18 protein-coding genes are annotated in these 20,150 nt (G+C 67.6%); 10 read left to right on the top strand and 8 right to left on the bottom strand.

What is annotated here, in order from left to right:
• Positions 1-175 precede the first annotated feature (175 nt).
• Complete coding sequence (locus C474_RS03870) at positions 176-1,876, top strand: BCCT family transporter (protein ID WP_008384122.1); 1,701 nt, start codon at positions 176-178, stop codon at positions 1,874-1,876.
• Positions 1,877-1,903: 27 nt separating this feature from the next.
• On the opposite strand, the gene C474_RS03865 is transcribed toward C474_RS03870, so the two are convergent.
• A complete protein-coding gene (locus tag C474_RS03865) occupies positions 1,904-2,476 on the bottom strand; it encodes a hypothetical protein (RefSeq protein WP_008384120.1) in 573 nt (190 codons plus the stop codon).
• Between the two features lie 86 nt (positions 2,477-2,562).
• On the opposite strand from C474_RS03865, the gene C474_RS03860 reads away from it, so the two are divergent.
• From C474_RS03860 to C474_RS03850, 3 genes are all read left to right on the top strand, one after another.
• Entirely contained in the window at positions 2,563-3,261 is a 699-nt protein-coding gene (locus C474_RS03860; protein WP_008384118.1) for an ERCC4 domain-containing protein, read from the top strand.
• Between the two features lie 77 nt (positions 3,262-3,338).
• Positions 3,339-4,649 carry a TIGR00341 family protein gene (locus C474_RS03855; protein WP_239640370.1) on the top strand — a complete coding sequence of 437 codons (1,311 nt, stop codon included), beginning with the start codon at positions 3,339-3,341 and terminating at the stop codon, positions 4,647-4,649.
• Between the two features lie 71 nt (positions 4,650-4,720).
• Positions 4,721-5,479 (top strand): SIMPL domain-containing protein, encoded by a 759-nt coding sequence (locus tag C474_RS03850; RefSeq protein WP_008384115.1) that lies wholly within the window; start codon positions 4,721-4,723, stop codon positions 5,477-5,479.
• A gap of 75 nt (positions 5,480-5,554) precedes the next feature.
• Here the strand turns inward: C474_RS03850 and C474_RS03845 are convergent, their stop codons facing one another.
• Positions 5,555-6,529, bottom strand: coding sequence for an NOG1 family protein (locus tag C474_RS03845; protein ID WP_008384113.1), 975 nt, complete (start codon positions 6,527-6,529; stop codon positions 5,555-5,557).
• Positions 6,530-6,694: 165 nt separating this feature from the next.
• Between C474_RS03845 and C474_RS03840 the strand changes: the two genes are divergently transcribed.
• Complete coding sequence (locus C474_RS03840) at positions 6,695-7,063, top strand: DUF5518 domain-containing protein (protein ID WP_008384111.1); 369 nt, start codon at positions 6,695-6,697, stop codon at positions 7,061-7,063.
• A gap of 17 nt (positions 7,064-7,080) precedes the next feature.
• On the opposite strand, the gene C474_RS03835 is transcribed toward C474_RS03840, so the two are convergent.
• On the bottom strand, positions 7,081-7,611 hold the full coding sequence (locus C474_RS03835) for a DUF367 family protein (protein WP_008384109.1): 531 nt from the start codon (positions 7,609-7,611) through the stop codon (positions 7,081-7,083).
• 110 nt (positions 7,612-7,721) lie between these two features.
• On the opposite strand from C474_RS03835, the gene C474_RS03830 reads away from it, so the two are divergent.
• Positions 7,722-8,150 carry a nuclear transport factor 2 family protein gene (locus C474_RS03830; RefSeq protein WP_008384107.1) on the top strand — a complete coding sequence of 143 codons (429 nt, stop codon included), beginning with the start codon at positions 7,722-7,724 and terminating at the stop codon, positions 8,148-8,150.
• Between the two features lie 66 nt (positions 8,151-8,216).
• Here C474_RS03830 and serS read toward each other — a convergent pair whose 3' ends face one another.
• On the bottom strand, positions 8,217-9,599 hold the full coding sequence (gene serS / locus C474_RS03825; protein WP_008384106.1) for a serine--tRNA ligase: 1,383 nt from the start codon (positions 9,597-9,599) through the stop codon (positions 8,217-8,219).
• Between the two features lie 341 nt (positions 9,600-9,940).
• Between serS and C474_RS21185 the strand changes: the two genes are divergently transcribed.
• The 4 genes from C474_RS21185 (at position 9,941) to C474_RS03805 (ending at position 15,657) form a co-directional block, all read left to right on the top strand.
• Entirely contained in the window at positions 9,941-10,432 is a 492-nt protein-coding gene (locus tag C474_RS21185) for a CHRD domain-containing protein (RefSeq protein WP_083861940.1), read from the top strand.
• Positions 10,433-10,620: 188 nt separating this feature from the next.
• Positions 10,621-11,535 (top strand): MBL fold metallo-hydrolase, encoded by a 915-nt coding sequence (locus tag C474_RS03815; protein ID WP_008384102.1) that lies wholly within the window; start codon positions 10,621-10,623, stop codon positions 11,533-11,535.
• A gap of 90 nt (positions 11,536-11,625) precedes the next feature.
• On the top strand, positions 11,626-13,659 hold the full coding sequence (locus C474_RS03810) for an AMP-dependent synthetase/ligase (protein WP_008384101.1): 2,034 nt from the start codon (positions 11,626-11,628) through the stop codon (positions 13,657-13,659).
• Between the two features lie 135 nt (positions 13,660-13,794).
• Positions 13,795-15,657 carry a cation:proton antiporter domain-containing protein gene (locus C474_RS03805; RefSeq protein ID WP_008384099.1) on the top strand — a complete coding sequence of 621 codons (1,863 nt, stop codon included), beginning with the start codon at positions 13,795-13,797 and terminating at the stop codon, positions 15,655-15,657.
• Positions 15,658-15,696: 39 nt separating this feature from the next.
• Here the strand turns inward: C474_RS03805 and C474_RS03800 are convergent, their stop codons facing one another.
• From C474_RS03800 to nasA, 4 genes are all read right to left on the bottom strand, one after another.
• Positions 15,697-16,296: a hypothetical protein gene (locus C474_RS03800; protein ID WP_008384097.1), complete on the bottom strand. Its 600-nt coding sequence runs from the start codon at positions 16,294-16,296 to the stop codon at positions 15,697-15,699.
• A gap of 134 nt (positions 16,297-16,430) precedes the next feature.
• Positions 16,431-17,564, bottom strand: coding sequence for a thiolase family protein (locus C474_RS03795; RefSeq protein ID WP_008384095.1), 1,134 nt, complete (start codon positions 17,562-17,564; stop codon positions 16,431-16,433).
• An 88-nt stretch (positions 17,565-17,652) separates the two neighbouring features.
• Positions 17,653-17,802 (bottom strand): hypothetical protein, encoded by a 150-nt coding sequence (locus tag C474_RS22295; RefSeq protein WP_160166817.1) that lies wholly within the window; start codon positions 17,800-17,802, stop codon positions 17,653-17,655.
• A 33-nt stretch (positions 17,803-17,835) separates the two neighbouring features.
• Positions 17,836-19,959, bottom strand: coding sequence for an assimilatory nitrate reductase NasA (nasA, locus tag C474_RS03790; RefSeq protein ID WP_083861943.1), 2,124 nt, complete (start codon positions 19,957-19,959; stop codon positions 17,836-17,838).
• Between the last annotated feature and the right edge of the window lie 191 nt (positions 19,960-20,150).

Here is a 20,150-nt window from a genome sequence, read left to right as displayed (position 1 = left end):
GACTGACCGGCGTTCGGCGGGGAACAAGACAGAAATCGTATATGACTGAGCGTGTGAAAAACACTTATCCAATTCTCTGCCGACATGAACGTCATGCTATCACCTAGCATATGGTGCGGGAGGCCGGCCCGTGGTCGAACGCCGTGTCGTCACTCGATTCAGGGGGTGAGACAGCATGAGTGACGGTAAAGGGGGACTCTTCGACGAGTTCCTCGAGGAAATCGACCCGACGGTCTTCCTGTTCGGTGCGTTGTTGACGGTGGGGGTCATCGTCGCCTTCTTCGTCAGCCCGAACGCGGTCGAAAGCGGGATTTCCTCGCTGAACAGTACGATGCTCGGGATGTTCAACTGGGCGCTCCTGCTGATCGTGTTCCTCGTCGTCATTTTCCTGTTGTTCCTCATCGTCGGCCCGTGGGGGGCCATCAAAATGGGGGACGAACCGCCGGAGTACAGTTTCTTCTCGTTCTTCTCGATGCTCTACTCCGCGGGCTTCGCCGCCGGCGTGGTGTTCTGGGGTCCGACCGAGGCGCTGTTCTACTACGCGAACCCCTCGCCGTTGTTCGAGGGCGTACAGGGGAGTTCGGCCGAGGCGATGACCATCGCTGTCCAGCAGACGATGTTCCACTGGGCGCTCCCCCAGTTGGCTGTGTTCACGATCATGGGAATCGCCATCGGCTACTTCGCGTACAACTACGAGAACGTCCCGCTGCGCGTCTCCTCGGCGCTGACGCCCATCATCGGCGCGGACAACCTCGACGGTCCGCTGGCGAAAGTCGTCGACATCCTCGCCGTCTTCGCAACCATCGGCGGGGTGGCGACGTCGCTGGGCTTCATCGGCAGCCAGTTCGTCACCGGGTTGGACTACCAGTGGGGAATCAGCATGGGGAACCTCGGCATCCTCCTCGTGGTGACGTTCATGACGCTTCTGTTCACGACGTCGATGGTGCTGGGCGTCGACAAGGGCATCCGCCGGCTCTCGAACTTCAACATGATTCTCTTCGTCGTCCTCATGCTCGCGACGTTCCTCGTCGGTCCGACGCTGTTCTTGCTGCTGCTCGGCACGCAGGCGTTCGGCGGGATGCTCTCCGATTTCGTCTCGATGAGCCTCTTCACCGGCGCGGGACCGATGGGCGCCGGGAACCCGGCGGAGACGAACTGGATGAACGCGTGGACGGTGTTCTACTGGGCGTGGGCGCTCTCGTGGTCGCCGTTCGCGGGCCTGTTCATCGCCCGCATCTCCAAGGGTCGCACCGTCCGCGAAGTCGCCTTCACCGGAATCGTCGCGACGTCGGCGGCGACCATCCCGTGGTTCACGTTCATCGGCGGCACCGCGGTCTGGGCCCAACACAACGGCGTCGCGGACTTCGGCGCGGTCATCTCCGGGGAGGCGGGCGCGGAGGTGGCCGGCTTCATCCTCTTCGAGGCGCTGCAGTTCACGCTGAACGTGGGCGGTACCTCGGTGACGCTCCCCGTGGGCACGCTCCTGATGTACATGTTCCTGCTGCTCGTGACGACGTTCTTCGTCACGTCCGCGGACTCCTCGACGCTCGCCGTCTCGATGATGACGACCGGTGGGAAGGCCCAACCGTCGACCATCAACCGCATCTTCTGGGGCGTCGTCCTCGGACTGACCGCGGCGATACTGATGATTCTCGGCGGCACGGGGAGCGCGAACACGCTCCAGCAGGCGGCTATCATCACCGGCACGCCGTTCGCCTTCGTCTGTTTTCTCGCCCTGCTGTCGTTGATAAAGGACTTCGGTTCGAACTACGGTCGCGTGCTCCTGCAGGACGAGACGGTCCTCGTGGGTTCGGGCCGAAAGAGCGAACGGGAGCCGTCCGGTCCCGGCGAACCGGCCGACTCGGACGACGACTGAGCGACGCGGTCCCGTCCCGGCGAGACCCTACTCGCCGTCGGCGTCCGCGGCGTCTTCGTCCTCCGGGGGAACGCGGTTCGGGTGTTCGTCGACGTCGGCGTCGACCGTGTACTCGGCCAGCCACGGCGGTTCGACGCGGTCCTTCGCCCACTCGAACAGGTGCGATTTCTCGTTGGCGTAGTAGTAGCGGTAGGCGTCCACGTAGTCGGCCGCCTTCCACCGTCCGGTCACCTGCGGCGGGTCGGAAGCGGCGTCGTTCGGCCAGTCGAAGCCGCGAACCCGTTCGGGGGCGAGCGTCTCGACGGTCGCCCAACAGCCGTGTCGCTCCTCGGGGCCGTGGTCCCACCGGTACCGCCACTCGCGATGCGCCGCCTCGGTGTACGCTCGGAGAGAGCGCCAGTTCTCGTACGCGTCCGCGGCCCACCGGGTGAGCGGGTGATTCTCGTGCGTGTAGTAGAGACGTTCCCCCGTCGCCCCGTTCAACTGCGCCGCGGTCGTCAACACCATCGAACACTCGAAGACGCTGCTCATCACGTGGTCGTCGACGAGCCACCTGGCCGCGGTGTCGACATCGCGGTCGAGCCAAAACGCGTTGACCATCCCTCGGAACGCGGGGCCGGCGGCAGTTAGTCTCTCGGGCGAACGGGCACCGGACTCATCACCGTCGCCCGCGTACCGCCCCACCGATGTCGCTCTCGGTGTTCGTCGACGACAGGGAACCGCCGGCCGTCGCGGAGGCGGTTCGAGCGCACGGGGACGTGGACGCGACCGAGGTCCGCCGACTCGACGCCGGCGACTTAGTGATGGGCGACGTCGCCGTCGAGCGGAAGACGCTCGCGGACTACGTGAACACGCTCGTCGGACGCCCCTCGCCCGACCTCTACGACCAGGTCCGTCGGCTGAGCGCGGCGTTCCCGTACTCGTATCTCCTCTTGGAGGACGAGTTCCCCGCGGATGTCGCCGAGGGACGCTCGGCGGCCCACCGGACGCAGTCCGGTGACGGCGACGGTGATGAAGGCGTCCCGGCGGCCGCCGTCCGCGGGTCGGCGGCGTCCATCACGGTCCGGTTCGGCACGCCGGTCATCCCCTGTTCGGACCTCGACCGCCTCGTCGACATCGCCGTCCGCCTGGGTCGAAAGCACGTCGAAGCGCCCGGCGCTCGGGCGCTTCCGAACGGGTCGGTCACGAGACGCGATGCGCCGACCGCCGAGCGGATGTACGGCTGTATCGACGGAGTCGGCACCGCCACGGCCGAACGACTGTACGAGTCGTACCCCGCCGTGGCCGACGCCGTCGCGGCGTCGCGGGAGGAACTGACGAGCGTCTCGGGCGTCGGACCGAAGCGGGCGGACGCGATACGCGCGGCGCTTCGAGACGGGGAGTGAGTCCGGTTCGGGAACGCGCGGAGTCCCCCGCCTCGAGGGCGTCGGGATTTTTACCGCACCCCTCGGAACGGTCGTGCGTGCGACTCGTACAGGTGATGGTGCCGACCGGCAAGCGCGACACTATCTTGCAGACGTTGGACGAGGAGGGCATCGACTACGCCGTCTCGGACGAGACGAGCGGACGCGGATACACGGCGCTCGTCTCCTTTCCCCTCCCGGCGCAGGCCGTCGAGCCCGTGCTGGAGCAACTGCGCGAGGTGGGTATCGAGCGCGACGCCTACACCGTGGTCGTGGACGCCGAGACGGTCGTCTCCAAGCGGTTTCAGGACCTCGAAGAGAAGTACGAGGAGGAGAACGAAGATAGCAACCGAATCGCTCGCGAGGAACTGGCCGCCAGCGCCGGCGAGTTGGCGCCGCCGTTCTCCTCGTTCCTGCTCATGACCATCGTGAGCGCGGTGGTCGCAACCGCGGGCGTCCTCCTCGATTCGCCGGCGGTCGTCGTCGGGTCGATGGTCATCGCCCCCCTCGTCGGCCCGGCGATGTCGACCAGCGTCGGCACGGTCATCGACGACCGCGAGATGGCGTTCAAAGGCATCAAACTGCAAGTCATCGGCGTCACTATCGCCATCGCGGCGGCGGCAGTCTTCGCTACGCTGTTGCGCGTGCTGGGTATCGTCCCGATGACGGCCGAGGAGGTGTTCGCCCTCGGGGAGGTGCACGAGCGACTCGCCCCGGACGTGCTGTCGCTGGTCATCGCCCTCGGCGCGGGCGCCGCGGGCGCCGCGGCCGTCTCCACCGGCGTCTCCGCCGCCCTCGTCGGCGTCATGATCGCCGCGGCGTTGGTACCGCCCATCGCCGTCGTCGGCGTCGCCCTCGCGTGGGGAGAGCCCGTGGCGATGCTCGGCCCGCTCGTGCTGGTCCTCGTGAACATCCTCTCGATCAACTTCGTCGCCCTCATCGTGCTCTGGCAGATGGGGTACCGCCCGCGGTTGTGGTTCCGCGAGGACGAGGCCCGGTCGACGACGGTGTCGCGGGTCGCCGCCATCGGCGCCATCCTCCTGCTGCTGTCGTCGGTGCTCGTCGGCGTCTCCTACGGCACCTACCGCACCTCGACGTTCGAACAGGAGACCGAACAGGTCATCATGAGCGAACTCCCGGCGGACGCCTCGCTGGTGTCGATGCACGTCGAGTACGAGGGGTTCCCGTTCCAGACGCCGAGTCGCGTCATCGTCACCATCGGCTACCCCCCGGGCGGGACGCCGCCGGACCTCGGCGACGACATCCGCCCCCTCATCGACGAACTCGCACCGAAACCCCTCGGACCGCTCGGAAGTCAGCACGTGACGGTCGAGATACGGTACATCGTGGTCGACGACCCCAGAAGGTGACCGCTCTCGAAGACTGAAAGAGCTCTTTGCGATTACGCGGGCTTGATATTCTGAGCCGACGTGTAAGAGGTATGCAACGTAGCTTCAGAACGTTCGTTCTCCCGCTCACCGTCGCGGCACTCGTCCTGCTGACCGGCTGTCTCGCCCCCCTGCAGGTCGACGGCGGAACCGACTTCGCCAACCAGGTCTCCAACGCCGACGCCGACGTCGGTCGCACCATCAGCGTCTCCGGGAACGGCGAGGTGACCGCCGACGCCGACCTCGCCGTCGTCACCGTCGCCGTCACCGCCACCGCGTCCTCGGCCGACGAGGCCCGCGCGCAGGTGGCCAACGACTCCGAACGGATGCGCCAAGCGCTCCGCGATGCCGGCGTTCCCGACGACGCGGTGTCGACCGCCTACTTCCGCGTCGGCCCGCAGTACGACTACAGCGGACAGGAGCGCAATAGGACCGGCTACCAGGCCGTCCACGCCTACACCGTCGAAGTCGCCCCCGAAGAGGCGGGCGAAGTGATAGACGTCGCCGTCGGCAACGGCGCCAGCGAGGTCCAGCAGGTCACGTTCACGCTCACCGACGAGACCCGCGCCGACCTGCGCGAGGAGGCCCTGAACGCCGCGATGGACTCGGCCCGCACCGACGCCGACACGCTGGCTGAGGCGGCCGACCTCTCCATCGCGGGCGTCCGCTCCGTCTCGACGACGGGCGGCTACCAACCCATCGACACCCGCGTCGCCTACGAGAGCGCCGACTCGGCCGGCGGGAGCACCTCCTTCGAACCCGGCCCGGTGACGGTCACCGCGACGGTCAGCGTGACCTACGACGCGGAGTAACGCCCGAACCGCTCTTCGGCTTCGACCCTCATTCTTCGTTCATCGCCCGTCATCCATCGCGCCGACCGTTCGGTTCTACTCCTGCCGCGACGGGGGGATGTCCGGACTCCACCCGACGGCGTCGACGGCCGCGTCGAGTACCTCCTCGACGCCCTCGTCCGTCTCGATGCTCATGTAGTAGTCCGCCTCCGCGTCCGTCGAACGGTCGCTCTTGTTGCAGACGGTGATGACGGGAACGTCCCGTTCGGCGAACCGCGCCGCCACGGCGTCGCGGAGTTCCATCTGCACGTCGAGGGGGTAGCCGCAGGCGCCGCTGGCGTCGACGACGAACAGGACGGCGTCCGCGAGGTGTTCGAGGGCGCTGGCAGCCTGCTTCTCGATGTCGTTTCGGTCCTCTTCGGGTCGGTCGAGGAGGCCGGGAGTGTCGATTATCTGATACCGTATCCGGTCGCGCTCGAAGTGGCCTATCTGGACGCCCTTCGTCGTGAACGGGTAGCGCGCTATCTCGTTGGAGGCGCGCGTGACGCGGTTGACGAACGACGACTTGCCGACGTTCGGGTAGCCGGCGACGACGATGGCGGGTTCGTTCGGGCGGATGTCGGGCAGGTTCTTCAGCGAGTCGCGCGCCTCGCCGACGCGCAGGAGGTCATCGGCTATCTCCTCGACGATGTCCGCCATGCGGGCGAACGCCTGCTTGCGGTGTTTCCGCGCCGTGTCGGGGTCGGACTTCCGCATCTTCGATTGGTACTCGCGGCGAATCTCGGCGATCTGACGGCTCGCCCACGTCACCTCCGAGAGGCTCTGCCGGAGTTCGTCGACGTCCACGATGGCGTCGGCGAGTTCGTAGTAGAACGGGTCGACGGTGCCGAAGTCGGGCCACTCGGTGACGACGTTTTCGAGGTTATCCGAGAGGATGGAGGAGGCCGTCTGAAGCATCGACTCCTGGGCTTCCAACCCGGACTTCGCCCGGCCGGACCGGGCCGCACGCGAGAACGCCTTGTCGAGAAGTTCCTCCGACCGCGGCGTCGTCGGTAGGGACTCGAAAATCATGTTAACAGTACTATTCGGCCGAAGCGTAAAAGCGCGTCCGTTCGGCGCTCGCGCGTCATCGTGGTCGCGTCCGGAGGGTCGCGGGCGGTCCGGCCGCACGATTCGAGTCGGGTGCGGGACCGTTCGGACGCGAGGTTTTTGCCCGCGAGGGACCTACCCGAGTACATGAATACGGACTGGCGCGCCGTCGGCGTCGGCTTCATCCTGATACTCGTCGTCGGCGCCGTCGGCCTCACGCTACCGGTGCTCGGCCAGATCGGCGCGGGCCTCATCGGGGGGTTCGCCGCGGGCTACCTCGCGGGCGGGAGCCTCGGCGACGGCGCGTGGAACGGCCTCCTCGCGGGGTCCATCTCGGGCGTCGTGCTCACGCTTCTCCTGAGCCTCGTGGGCGGCGTGCTCGGACTCGCCGGCGGCCCCCTCGGGGCGTTTCTCGGCGGCGCGGGCGTGTTCCTCGTCGGCCTGTTCGTCACCCTCGTGTTCGCCGTCGACAGCGCGATTGCTGGGGCGGTCGGGTCGTGGGTGAAGGGGCGCTGAGAGGCCGCGGAACCGAACTATTCTCGGTCCAGATACTCCTGCTGAATCTCGACCACCTCGGCCGAGTCCGCGCAGTCGGCGTATCTGCGGAGGGGCTCCTCGTTCAGTTCGAGAAACGTGTGTCCCCAGGTGAACTTCGAGAGCAGTTCCTCGGCGCGGTCCTCGCGCCCGAAGATGCACAGCGCCGCGGCGAGAGCCTCGACGGTGGTCAACTGCATCGGTCGCCCGAAGTTGACCGGGTTGCCCGCGACGAGGTACGGGAGCGCCCGGTGTTCGCCCGGGAGGGAGAACATCGCCTCGCCCGCGGACTCCCACGAGCAGTCGAGGGCGACGACGTTCGAGGCGTCCGCGTCGGCCGGCGAGAGCGCTCTGTCGGCGTGCGGGTTGAGCACGACGCCGTACGGCGTCGCCCGGTCGGAGCGGTGGAGTTCCGCGAGGTCGAACGACGCCAGCTTTCGGGCCGTGCACTTCTCCGGGTCGTCGTCGCCCTCGTAGCGGACGTGCACGCCGTACTCGACGGCGGCCGTCTCTGTCGTGTCCGCGGTCACGTCCGCCGGGAGGGTTCGCGCCGATAAAAGCGGTTCGTCGCGCGCCGTCGCTCCGCCGGGGACGCGCCGCGACCGAAGGAGGCAGGGACCTCGGGACCGGAAGCGAGAGTATGGACGCGCAGGACCCCGCCGAGGTCGGAGACGAAGCGAACGGAGAGCGAGCGGACCGCGAGGCACTCGTCCGCGGCTACTATGAGTCCGTCGACGACGGCGACTACGACCGTCTCGCGTCGCTGCTCGCCCCGGAGTTCGTCCACGACCGACCCGACCGGACGCTGTCGGACCGCGAGGCGTTCGTCTCCTTCATGCGCGAGGACCGCCCGGAGAAGGACACGGAACACGACCTGACGGCGGTGTACCGCGCCGTCGACGACGACGGAAACGGGGACGGCGACGGCGACGGCGACGCAGCAGAGGGATGGGTCGCCCACGGCCGACTCGTCGGCGCGGACGGCCGCGTCCGCTTCGAGTTCGTGGACGTGTTCGCCCTGAGCGACGACGGCGTGACGCGCATCGAGACGTTCGCCCGCGAGGGGTGACTGCTCCCGAACCGCGACGCCGCGGGTACGGCCGGCCGCGTCCGCTCGGGTCGAGTGGGCGTCGGGTCAGTCGCGCTTGCCCGCGCCGACGGCCGACTCGCCGACCGGTTCGTGCCCCTCGATGGTCTCCAGACCGCCCATGTACGGTCGGAGCGCCTCCGGCACCTCGACGGTGCCGTCGTCGTTCTGGTAGTACTCCAAGATGGCGACGACGACGCGCGGGACGGCGAGACCCGACCCGTTCAGCGTGTGCAGGTACTCCGCGGGTTCGTGTCGCTCCGGGCGGTAGCGCAGGCCCGCGCGGCGCGCCTGAAAGTCCTCGAAGTTCGACACCGACGACACCTCCAACCACCGGCCGCCCTCCTCGGGGCCGTCCTCCATGTCGTCGCCGGGCGCCCACACCTCGATGTCGTACTTCTTCGCCTGCGTGAACCCGAGATCCCCCGTGCACATCTCCAGAATTCGGTAGGGGAGTCCGAGGCGGCGGAGCACCTCCTCGGCGTCGTCCAGCAGTTCGTCGAACCGCTCGTAGGACTCCTCGGGGCGGACGAAGTTGACCATCTCGACTTTGTTGAACTGATGGACGCGAACGATTCCTCTGGTTTCGGTGCCGTGCTCGCCCGCCTCGCGCCGGAAGTTGGGGGTGTACGCCTGGTGTTTCACCGGCAGGTCGTCGTCGAGCAGAATCTCGTCGCGGTACATGTTCGTGACGGGCACCTCCGCGGTGGGGAGGAGCCACAGGTCCTCGTCGTCCCACTCCTCCTCGTTGGACTCGCCGATACGGTAGGCGTCGTCGGTGAACTTCGGGAACTGGCCGGTGCCGACCATCGACCGCGAGTTGACCGGAATCGGGGGGAAGATGTCGACGTAGTCCTGTTCGCGGTGCACGTCCATCATGAACTGGACGAGGGCGTGTTCGAGGCGCGCGCCGTCGCCCTTCGCGAAGTAGAATCCGCCGCCGGTGACCTTCGCGCCGCGCTCGAAGTCCAGGATGTCGAGGTCCTCACCGATGTCGTAGTGCGGGACCACCTCCTCGGGCAGTTCGCGCGGGTCGTCGAACCCCTCGCGGCGGCGTTCGACGTTGTCGGACTCGTCGTCGCCGACGGGGACGTCCTCGTGCGGAATCTGCGGGAGTTCGAGCAGACTCTCCTCCAACTCGGCTTCGAGTTCGTCCGCGCGGTCCTCGACCTCCGCTAACTCAGATTTCAGCTCCTGGGAACGCTCGATGGCCTCTTGGGCCTCCTCGTCTTTCCCCTCGGCCTTCAGGTCGCCTATCTTCGAGGACGTCTCGTTGCGCTCGTGCCGCAGGTCGTCGCCCTCCTGCTTCAGCGACCGCCACTCCTCGTCCACCTCGAGGATGCGGTTTAGGTCCACGTCCTCGATGCCCTTGTTCCGGAGCGCCTCCCGAACCGTCTCCGGGTTCTCGCGGAGGAACTGCCTGCTTATCATTGCGAAGTGCTACTGAAGGGGGCGCAAAAACCGTGTCGCATCCGCGTCAGGCGGCGAGGCGTCGACCGAGCGAGGTCGGACGCGCGACGGCGGCCGACCAAGGCCGCCGGAGCGAACGAGCGCAGCGGAGTTCCCGTGAGCGACGAGAACCGTGCTCGGAAACCGCTTCGCGATTTCGGCATCCAGAAGAGCTTCGCTCTTGCGCGACAGCGAGGGTTCCAGACCTCGACAAGGAATGTATAATACACACAGGTGTTCTGCTCATCAAACTAATCTACAGACGGATTTGGGTCGAAGTTTGGAAAATTGTTATTTGTGCTGTCATCCGTCTGTATCATGGTATGTTACCACACAGCATGACGAGACGGCGATTCGGAACCGCTGTTGGCCTCGGCGGACTCACACTCTCGGGTACCGGCGTAGCGACTGCCCGCAGCCATAACCGTAACTTCCGGGCACATCTCTCGGGGGAGAACGAGGTCCATCCCGTCGAGACGAACGCGCAAGGACAGGCCAACTTCCAGCTCGACAAAGCAGGCGGTGAACTGGACTACAAGTTGATGGTTGCAAACATCGACGACGTAGTCGCTGCGCATATCCACTGCGCTCCCGTGGGCCAGAATGGTCCAGTCGGTGTCACACTCTTTAGCGGTGGGCCAACCAGCGACAACGGAATCCTTGCAGAGGGAACGATAACGGCGCCGGACGACCGAAACGGTTGTGGATGGGAAACCCTCGCCGATGTCGTCGAGGCCGTGAGAAGCGGTAATGCCTACGTGAACGTCCATACCTCGGCACACCCAGCAGGGGAGATCCGCGGGCAGGTTCACTAACAGGGACATCCCCCTTCCCCGTGTGGACTCTCCCTGAATCAGTATCCTGCTGCAAGAGACGCGCGCTCTATTCAGCACGGTCTCGATAAACCACCGACGGCTGGGGATTTCAACGGAGCCGTTCGCGCCAGTTTCAGGCGATAGCCAGCAGCCGAACGCTTTTCAGCACGCGCGTCGGCCATCCGCCCATGACACGCGGCGACGTTTCGGCGGTGCCCGGCGCGGAGGACGTCCACTACGTCGACACCGGAATGTACGACACCGAGCAGTACGGCTCCGTCTACCTCCTCGACGCCGAGCGACCGGCGTTCGTCGACACCGGTATCGGAACGAACCGGGAGTTCCTCCTCGACGCCCTGGACGAACTCGACATCGCCCGCGAGGACGTGGCGTACATCCTGCCGACGCACGTCCACCTCGACCACGCGGGCGGCGCGGGCTACCTCGCCGAGGCGTGTCCGAACGCGACGGTGATGACCCACGAAATCGGCGTTCCGCACCTCGCCGACCCCGAGCGACTGGTCGAGGGGACGAAGGCCGCCGTCGGCCGGCAGTGGGAGTACTACGTCGAACCCGAACCGGTGCCGGAGGACCGCCTCGAACCGCTGAGCGACGGCGACGAGGTGGACTTGGGCGACCGGACGCTCTCGGTCATCGAAGCTCCCGGGCACGCCCCCCACCAGACGATGTTCCGCGACTCGGCCGACGACGTGCTGTTCACCGGCGACGCGGCGGGCATCTACGTCCCGCAGCAGGGAGCGATACGTCAGACGTCGCCGCCCTCGCAGTTCGACTTGGAGCGGTGTCTGTCGGACGTGCGCACCATCGAGGACATCGAACCCGAGACGCTCTGCTTCGGTCACTTCGGTCCGGTCGAGTACGACGAGGCGCTGATGGAGTCGTACAAGCGGACGCTGGTGGAGTGGGTCGAAGCGGTGCGGCAGAAGCGCGAGGAACTGGACGACGACGATGCCGTGGTCGACTACTTCGCCGAGCACACCCGGATGGACGAGGTGTGGGACGACCGGAAGGCCACCGAGGAGGAGAAACTGAACGCGCGCGGCGTCCTGGGCTACCTGGACTATCTGGCGAAGCAGGAGTGAGGGCGCACGGGTTCGGGCGCTCGGTCGAACGCTCGACGGCGTCGTTTTCGAACGTATATTCTTTTAAATTGTGAACGAATACGTAGTTGTATGAACTGGCGGGACTCCGAAGCGACCTTCGAGGACGAAGTCGTCGGCGACGGGACGCTGGCGCGGATGTTCGAGGACAGCGCGGCTCGAAACGCCGACGAACCCGCTCAGCGGTACAAAGGCGGCATCTACGACCGTTCGCTCGTCGGCGCCGGCGTCGTCCCCGCGGCGCCGGACGGCGAGTTCGCGTCGCTGACGTACGGGGAGATGCGCGACGTCGTCCGGAACCTCGCCGCCGGCTTCCGCGAACTCGGCGTCGAGGACGGGTCGCGCGTCGGCCTCCTCTCGCACACCCGGATGGAGTGGGCGCAGTGCGACTTCGCCCTCCTCGCGGCCGGCGGCGTCGTCACCACCGTCTACACCTCCTCCTCCGAACGCCAGGTGAAGTATCTGCTCTCGGACCCCGGGGCGTCCGGCGTCGTCGTCGAGAACCCCGAACTCCTCCGGCGCGTCCTCGCCGTCGAGGACGAACTCGATTTGGAGTTCATCGTCCTCGTGGACGACCCGGCCGACGGTAGCGGGATGGGCGGCGCCGTCCGCGACCGCCCGGACGTCTACACGCTCGGCGAGGTGCACGAACGGGGCGCGGCGTCGTTCGACGAGGCGGCGTACGAGTCGTGGGTCGACGGGAGCGACCCCGCGGACCTCGCCTCGCTCATCTACACCTCCGGGACGACGGGACGGCCGAAGGGCGTGAAGCTCACCCACCGCAACTTCCGCTCGAACGTGAACCAGTGTTACAAGCGGTTCGCCGCCCGACCGGACAAGGGCGACGACGTGCCGGTCATCGGTCGGGGGTCGGTCACGCTGTCGTTTCTCCCCTTGGCGCACGTCTTCGAGCGTCTCGCCGGGCACTTCATGATGTTCGCCGCGGGCGCCTGCGTCGCCTACGCGGAGAGCCCCGACACCCTCCGCGAGGACTTCGGACTCGTCCGGCCGACGACGGGGACGAGCGTTCCGCGGGTCTACGAGAAACTGTACGACGCGATTCGGGCGCAGGCGAGCGAGTCGGAGACGAAAAGACGCATCTTCGAGTGGGCCGTCGGCGTCGGCCGCGAGTACCACGAGGCGGACGCCCCCGGCGTGCTCCTCTCGGCGAAACACCGGGTGGCGGACCGACTCGTCTTCGAGCAGGTCCGGGAGGCGCTCGGCGGCCAAATCGACTTCTTCATCAGCGGCGGAGGCAGCCTCTCGCCGGACCTGTGCGCGCTGTACCACGCGATGGGGCTGCCGATTCTGGAGGGGTACGGCCTCACCGAGACGTCACCCGTCGTCGCCGTCAACCCGCCCGAAGAGCCGAAGATAGGCACCATCGGCCCGCCGGTGACCGACGTGGAGGTGCGACTGGACGACACCGTCGTCGGCGACGTGACGGGCGAGGCGGGCGGCGAGGTGGGCGAACTGTTGGTGAGAGGACCGAACGTCACCGAGGGCTACTGGAACCGCCCCGAGGAGACCGAGGCCGCGTTCACCGACGACGTCCCCGGCGACGACGCGAGCGAGGCGTCCGAAGGAGAGAACGGTCCGTGGTTCCGCACGGGCGACGTGGTGGAACTCCGCCCGGACGGATACGTCGCGTTCCGCGAACGCGCAAAGCAGATTCTCGTGCTCTCGACGGGCAAGAACGTCGCTCCCGGTCCCATCGAGGACGCGTTCGCCTCCAGCGACGTCATCGAGCAGTGCATGGTGCTCGGCGACGGCCGAAAGTTCGTCTCGGCGCTCGTCGTGCCGAACGTCGACGGCGTCCGCGAGTGGGCCGACCGCGAGGGGTACGACCTGCCGGACGGCCTCCGCTCTCTGTGCCGCGACGACCGCGTCCGCGACCGAATCCAAGCGGAGGTGGACGAGGTGAACGAGCGCTTCGAGCCGTACGAGCGGATCAAGCAGTTCCGGGTGGTGCCCGAGGAGTTCACCGAACACAACGACCTGATGACGCCGACGATGAAGAAGAAGCGCCGCAACATCCTCGACCGGTACGCCGACCAGGTCAAAATGCTGTACGACGAGCCCTCAGCGGACGTCAGCGGACGCTGACCGCATTTCCACAGGATATTCGTCACTTGTCCCATTTTCCGAACGATTGTTCAGTTTTACCCCGGAAAAGGGCGCCGTGAATGTGGGGTTTTATGTTCATTCGCCACATGACCGAAGATACATGGAGGAGATATAATGGCCGCCGGCTCGAATCTCATCTACATCGTCGCGGCCATCATCGGTATCGGCGTCGTCTCGCAGGTGCTCTCCGACCGGTTCCAGGTCCCGAGCGTCCTCTTTCTCATCGCCTCGGGTATCGTGCTCGGGCCGGAGGTGCTCGGCGTCGTCAACCCCGACTCCTTCGGCGGCGGTCTCTCGGCCATCGTCGGCCTCTCGGTGGCGATCATCGTCTTCGAGGGGGCGTTCCACCTGCGTATCCAGAAGCTCAGAGAGGCGCCGGCGGCGACGATTCGCGTCGTCACCGTCGGAGCGGTAATCGCGCTCGTCGGGACGGCGGCCGCGATTCACTACCTCCTCGGGTCGCCGTGGCCCCTGTCGTTCCTCATCGGCGCCCTGCTCGTCGCCACGGGGCCGACGGTCATCGCCCCCATCCTCGAAGTCGTCCCGGCGCGCGACCGCGTCGAGGCGCTGTTGGAGACGGAGGGTATCGTCAACGACGTGACGGCGGCCATCCTCGCCGTCGTCATCTTCGAGGCCATCATCGAGGGCGTCACCGAACCCGGCGCGCTCCTGACGCTGTTCGCCGAGCGACTCGGCGTCGGCGTCATCGTCGGCGCCCTGGTCGCCGCGGCGATGTTCTACGCCCTCCGGTACGTCGACCTCTCGCCGGGCAACGCGCCGCAGAACGCGCGCCTGCTCGTTCTCGCCGGAGCGCTCGTCGCCTACGGCGCCGCGGACTTCATCGCCACCGAAGCGGGCATCGCCGCCGTCGCCACGGCCGGCATCCTCCTCGGCAACGCCGACATCCCCTACGAGGAGGACATCTCGGCGTTCAAGGGCGACATCACCCTCATCGTGCTCTCGTTCGTCTTTATCGCCTTGGCGGCGCTGTTGGACTTCGGGACGCTCATCCGCCTCGGCCTCGGCGGCCTCGGCGTCGTCGTCGTCGTCGCCCTCGTACTCCGGCCCCTCCTCGTGTTCCTGTCGGCACGGGGCGACCGGTTCACGACGGGCGAAAAGTGGTTCATGAGCCTCGTCGGCCCGCGCGGCATCATCCCCGCGTCCGTGGCGACGCTGTTCGCCATCCAACTGCGAGCGGAAGGACTGACGCAGGCGGCCGACACGCTCGTCGGCACCGTCTTCCTCGTCATCCTCGTGACGGTCGTCTTCGAGGGCGGCCTCGCGCGACAGATAGCGGAATACCTCGACGTCATCCCAATGCGTGTACTCATCGTCGGAGGCGGTAAGGTGGGCCGGACGCTCGCCGAACGCCTCGAAGACCGCGGAGAGAACGTAGTGCTCATCGAACATGACCCGGATATAATCCAGATCGCCCGCAACGCGGGCCACACCGTCCACCAAGGTGACGGCACCGACACCGACGTGTTGCGCTCGGCGGGGGCGGGGAACGCGAAGATAGTCGTCGCCGCCACCGGCGACGACGACGTGAACCTGTTGGTCGCCCAACTGGCGAACTCGAAGTTCGACCCCGAGACCATCATCGCCCGCGCGAACAACCCGAACAACGTCGACGCCTTCGAGGAACTCGGCGTGCGCACCATCTCGTCGGTGCTGGCGACGGCGCAGGCCATCGACAACTACATCGAACGGCCCGCGATGATGAACTGGATGGGCGAGATCGGTCGCTCGGGCGACGTACAGGAGATAGAGGTCACCTCCGAGGAGATAGTCGGGCGGACCGTCCGCGACATCGGCCCGGAACTCCCGGAGGGATGTCTCATCGCACTGGTCGCCCGCGACGGGCAGACCAGCGTGCCGAGCGCCGACTACACCATCCAGCACGGCGACCGGATAACCGTCATCGGCGGCCACGACGCCGTCCGCGAAGCGATGGCGTTCGTCCACCCCGACGGCTGAACGGGGGAGAGTCCCGGACCGACTCGGAGAACCGTCGTCTCAGTCGTCCGACCGGGCGGCGGCCGCGCCGGCCGCCCCCAGTCCGAGCGCACCGGCGAGGAAGCCGAAGCCAGGAATCGATGACCCCGAACCCGACCCGGTCGAACCGGGCGTCTCGATGCTGCTGCTCCCCACTTCTTCGAGTTGCAGACTCACGTACCCCCCGCCGCAGGACGACTGGTCGTTCACCACGAACAGCTTCCCGGGTTGGACGGGGTTCTGCGTGACCGCGAACAGCACGATGGACTCGGACTCGTGGTTGTCGTTGTAGGTATCGATCATCTCGGCGTCGTAACCCGTCACGCTGTCCTCGCTCTGCACGAACGCGCAACTGCCGACGCCCTGGCTATCCGCGTCCCGGTTGTACCCCGATATCTGCACGAACAGTCCCACGTAGTCGCTGTTGCCGAACGTCGGCGCCGTGTTCTGTACCGCCGCGGACGGCGTCACGGACTCCTCGTCGTCGCCCGATTGGGCCGTCGCCGAGTCGGCGAACGCGGGCGTCAGCGCCGCCGTCCCGGCGGCCACGGTGCCGGCGAGGAGGCGACGACGGCTGAGCGTTCGGTCGCTGTCAGCGTCGAGTGAGAAGTCGCTCTCCATGAATATCTCGTACCTTGCACGGGGGCTCAAAAAGCGTCGTGGCCGAACGGCCGTTCGGAAATCCGCCGGCCCCCGAAGCGCGATGCACCTCGGGGGCGGGACGAGGCGGCGGAGCGAAGGAGGGTGCGACTACCCTACCGGCTGAACTCTATCGCGGCGCCCTGTCCGAAGCCGACGCACAGCGTCGCGAGTCCGCGCTCCTCGTCGCGCTTTATCATCTCGTGGATGAGCGCCACGGGCAGGCGGGCCCCCGAGGCGCCGAGGGGGTGTCCGAGGGCGATGGCGCCGCCGTTGACGTTGTACCGCTCGGGGTCGACGCCGAGTTCGTCCCGCGCGTAGACGCACTGGCTGGCGAACGCCTCGTTCAGTTCGACGAGGCCGTAGTCCTCGACGTCGCGGCCGTTGCGTTCGAGGAGGTTCCGCGTCGCCGGGACGGGACCGATGCCCATCACCGTCGGGTCGACGCCCGCGACGGCGTTCGCGCCCACCTCTGCGAGGACGTCGAGGCCGTTCTCCTCGGCGAACTCCCGGGAGGTGACGAGGACGGCCGCCGCGCCGTCGGTTATCTGCGAGGAGTTGCCGGCCGTGACCGTTCCGTCGCCGGTGAACGCGGGGTCGAGGCCGGCGAGCGTCTCCGCGGAGGTGTCCCGGCGGATGCCCTCGTCCTCGGTGACGACGCCGTCGTCGGTTTCGATGGGGACTATCTCGTCGTCGAAGCGGCCGGAGTCGGTCGCCTCGGCGGCGCGTTCGTGGCTCCGCGCGGCGTACTCGTCCTGTTGCTCGCGTGAGACGCCGTACTCCTCGGCCACCTTCTCGGCGGTCATCCCCATCTGCAGTTGGAAGACGTTGTACTTCTCGGACAGTTCGGGGTGGAGGTGCTCGTAGGAGTCGCCGTCCATCGGCACGCGACTCATGCTCTCGACGCCGCCTGCGAGGACGCAGTCGCGGTTGCCCGCGGCGACGGCGTCGGAGGCGGAGATGATGGCCTGCATCGAGGAGGCGCACCAGCGGTTGATGCTCGTCGCGGGCGTCCCCTCCCCGAGTTCGGAGAGGAGGGCGATGACGCGGGCGACGTTGTTGTCCTGTTCGCCGCGTTGCTGGGCGACGCCCCACATCAGGTCGTCGACGTCCTCGCCGTCGAGGTCCGTCTCGTCGAGGATGTGGTCGATGAGCGCCACGGAGAGGTCCTCGCTCCGGACGTCCTCGAAGACGCCGCCGGCCTTGCCGAACGGGGTGCGGTACGCGGCCGCGATGACTGGCTGAGGCATGTTCGTTCCTCGGGCGTCCGTGGTGATAAATGGGGCAGAACTTCGAGACACGGGCGCGGAGTTTCACGGGCTTGCGAGACGACGCGGGTCAGGGGTCGACGCCGGAGAGGTCGGCGCGGGGGACGGCGTCGGGGAGGTCGGTCCGAACGTCGACGTCTCGGAGGATGGCCGGCGCGCCGTGGGCGCGGGCGACCCGTTCGTCGACGACGACCCCCGTCCGGCGGACGTCAGCCGTCATCGGAGGGGCGTGCGGGCGTTCCGCGGGGGACCATCAGTCGCTCGCCTCCGCGACGGCGGAGGGTTCGGGGCGGTCGTTCGAGGGGTGTCGCAGTCGGACCGCACACTGCTTGACGTTCGCCTCCTTCGAGTGCGGGTCGACGGCGTCGACGGTGAGGCGGTTCGTCTCGGGGTGGTGGACGGAACACCACAGCAGACCGGCGGGGACCGTCTCGTCGGCCTCGACGACGGCCGGGACGGTGCCGCGGCGGGTGTCCAGCAGGGTCCGCGCGGGGCCGTCGCCGTCCGCGTCGGCGCCCTCGTTCCCGTCGGCGTCGACCGCGAGGGCGTCCGCGTGGGCGTCCAACGTCTCCGGGGCGGCCCGGACGACGAGCGGTTCGGGGTCGTCGCCGCGGGAGCGGACGCCGGTGTTGTAGCCGTCCTCCTCGCGGCCCGTGGTGAGGACGAGGTCGTACGCGTCGTCCGGTTCCTCGGGAAGCGCCGGGGCGTCGAAGGCGGGGGTCGAGACGCGCGCCAGACCCGAGGGCGTCTCGAAGGACCACGAGCCGTCGTCGTTCAGGTAGCGGTAGGCCGTGCTGTCGGTCGGTCCCTTCGCGGGCCAGCGGACGGCGTACTCCGCGTCGAGGCGGTCGTAGGTGATGCCCGCGCAGTCGGCCTTCGTGCCGGCGGTGAGCCGTCGGAACTCGTCGAACAGTTCCGCGGGGTCGGCCGGCGGGGAGGGCAGGAGACCGGGGACGACGCGGCGCGCCACGTCGCAGATGATGTCGAGGTCCGTGTGGACGTTCGTCGGCGGGTCGGTGGCCGCGCGGACGCGCGAGACGGTCCGCTCCATGTTCATCGCCGTCCCCTCGGTCTCGCCCCACGTCGCCGCCGGCAGCACCACGTCGGCGTACTCGACCGTTTCGGTCCGGAAGGCGTCCTGCACGACGAGGAACGTCCCCTCCAGGGCGTCGCGGACGGCCTCGCCGTTCGGGTAGCCCGCGGCGGGGTTCGTCGCTATCGTCCACAGCACCGTCGGGTCCGAGCGGAGTACGTCGACCGGACCGGGACCGGGGTCGTCGGGCAGTCGCTCGACCGGCACGTCCCACTCGTCGGCGATATGAGTCCGTTCCTCGGGGTCGTCGAAGGCACGGTGGCCGGGCCAGGAACCCTTCGAGGAGCAGACGCGCGTGCCCATCGAGTTCGCCTGCCCGGTCAGGGAGAACGGGCCGGAACCGGGGCCGAGGTTGCCCGAGGCGAGACAGAGGTCGACCAACGCGCCGGCGGTAGCGCTCCCGCGGACGCTCTGGTTGACGCCCATCCCCCAGTAGACGAGCGTCCTCGACTCGAACGCCGTCGCCAGTCGCTCCACGGCGTCGAGGGAGACGCCCGCGGCCTCGGCGGCGTCCTCGACGGTCGGCAGCGACCGGCGGAGGGAGTCGAAGCCGACGACGTTGTCCGAGACGAACGCCTCGTCCACCCGGTCGGTGTCGACGAGGCGGCGGAGAACCGCCTGCGCGAGGGCCAGGTCGCCGCCGGGGTCGAGAGCGACGTGTTCGTCGGCCAGCGCCACCGACTTCGTCTCGACGGGGTCGACGACGACCAGGTCGCCGTCCCGCGCGCTGTCGGTTATCCAGCGGAACATCACGGGGTGGGCGACGGCCGGGTTCGCCCCCCACACGACGTGCGACTCCGCCTCCGGGATGTCGTCGTACGACGGAGGCGGGGCGTCGCTGCCGAACGCGCGGTAGTACGCCGTGACCGCCGAGGCCATGCACAGCGTCGTGTTCGCGTCGTACATCCGGGTCCCGAGTCCGCCCCGCGCGAGTTTCCCGAGGGCGTACGCCGCCTCGTTCGTCTGCTGACCGCTTCCGAGGACGGCCACCTCGTCGGGGTTCTCCGCGGCGGCATCGGAGACGGCGCCGGCGACGAGACACATGGCGTTCTCCCACGTCGTCGGCACGAGTTCGTCGTCGCGTCGGACGAGCGGTCGTGTGAGCCACTCCCCCTCCGGATTCGCGGACTCGCGGATGCCCCGGCCGCAGGCGAGGCCCTGCGACACCGGGTGGGCGGGGTCGCCGGTGACGCGTTCGATTCCCATCCCCGATTCGACCTCGCGGTGGACGTGCCCGCACCCGACCGCACAGCGCATACACGTCGTCGAGACCTGTCTAGCCACGGACGCCACCTCCCCCGCCGAGAGTAGACAGTTCGCCACCGAAAGAGCGGATTTGCCGACCGCTCGAAATCTGAATCACGATACTTTGTGAAATACGACAGTACTTAGAGCTAATCGTTGGACAGATAAGCCTATAATTGATACTACACAACATCATCAAACACCTAATACAGTAATAGGTGTTCGTTCGT

The sequence above is a fragment of the Halogeometricum pallidum JCM 14848 genome, from assembly GCF_000337095.1.
GTDB classification, from domain to species: Archaea; Halobacteriota; Halobacteria; order Halobacteriales; family Haloferacaceae; genus Halogeometricum; species Halogeometricum pallidum.
This window is presented reverse-complemented; position numbering and strand designations above follow the sequence as displayed.